Origin of the sequence: Streptomyces sp. NPDC090442 (genome assembly GCF_044769405.1) — a bacterium.
Taxonomy (GTDB): domain Bacteria; phylum Actinomycetota; class Actinomycetes; order Streptomycetales; family Streptomycetaceae; genus Streptomyces.
On sequence record NZ_JBIVXW010000249.1, the window covers coordinates 1 to 1,469 of the forward strand.

Here is a 1,469-nt window from a genome sequence, read left to right on the forward strand (position 1 = left end):
AACCAACCCGAACCCCACACCCTCACCACCACCCTCGCCCACCTCCACACCACCGGCACCCCCATCAACTGGCACAACCACCACACACCCACCACCCACCACACACCCCTCCCCACCTACCCCTTCCAACGCCAACGCCACTGGCTCAACACCCCGGCCATCACCAGTGACGCCACGGACTTCGGCCTCGGTATTGCCGGGCACCCGCTGCTGGGTGCCGACCTGGAGCTCGTGGACGGCAAGGGGCATCTCTTCACCGGACGGCTGTCGTTGCGCAGTCACCCGTGGCTCGTCGACCACGCCATTCAAGGCACCGCCGTCCTCCCCGGCACCGCCTACATCGATCTCGCGCTGTGCGTCGGGGCCCGTTCCGGGCACACGGTCGTGGAGGAACTGACCCTTGAGGCACCGCTCGTCGTCCCCGAGCAGTCCTTCACCCAGCTTCAGGTGGTCCTGGGCGAGTCCGACGAAACCGGGCGCCGACAACTGACCGTTCATTCCAGGCCGGGCGGTCCCGACGAGTCTGACGCGCCGTGGACGCGGCACGCCGTCGGCCTGCTGACGCGGCCGGACCACGAGGCGCAGACCGTACCCCCCGCCTCTTCCGAGTGGCCGCCGCCCGGTGCGCGGCAGGTCCCCGTGGAGGAGGTGTACGAGCTGATGAGCACGTACGGCCAGGACTACGGCCCCGGCTTCCGCGGCCTGACCTCCGTCTGGCGCGCCGGCGAGGAGTTGTTCGCCGAGGTGCGGCTGCCGGAGGGGCTGCACGACGAGGAAGCACAGTTCGCCGTGCACCCCGCGCTCCTGGACGCCGCGTTGCACCCCCTGGGTCTCCAGACCGCGGGCGGCGAGGAGTCCGGTGGCACGCTGCGGCTGCCGTTCGCGTGGAGCGGGGTGCGCCTGCACAAGGCCGGTGCCACCTCCGCCCGGCTGCGGATCTCACCGGTATCGCCGGACTCCGCCGCCCTGGTCCTCACGGACGCCGAAGGCGCGCCGATCGTGTCGATAGACTCCCTGGCCCTACGCCCCTTCGACGTACGGCAGTTGCGGTCGTCGGCCGCCGCTCACCGGAACTCGCTGTTCGGTGTGGAATGGGTTCCCGTCCCGTCGCCAGCGGCCGTACCGGACGGCCCCGCGCCCGTTGTCGTGTCGTTCGAATCCGGGACGCGACCGAGCGGGGATTCGCCCGAGTCCCTGCACCGTACGGCCCAGGAAGCCTTGCGGGCCGTGCAGCAGCGGCTCGCGGAGAAGCGGGACGACGCGGCGCGGATGGTGTTCGTCACCCGCGACGCCGTGGCGGCGGCAGCGGGGGACGGCGTTACCGGCCTTGACGCCGCACCGGTGTGGGGTCTGGTGCGCACAGCGCAGTCCGAACACCCGGACCACTTCCTCCTCCTCGACACCGACACCACCGCCCTCTCCCCCGAACTCCTCACCACCGCACTCGCCACCGGCGAACCCCAACTCGC

At 71.1% G+C, this 1,469-nt stretch carries 1 protein-coding gene; it reads left to right on the forward strand.

What is annotated here, in order from left to right:
• On the forward strand, window positions 1-1,469 hold a 1,469-nt coding region (locus ACIQU6_RS44800), incomplete at both ends, for a polyketide synthase dehydratase domain-containing protein (protein ID WP_403488501.1).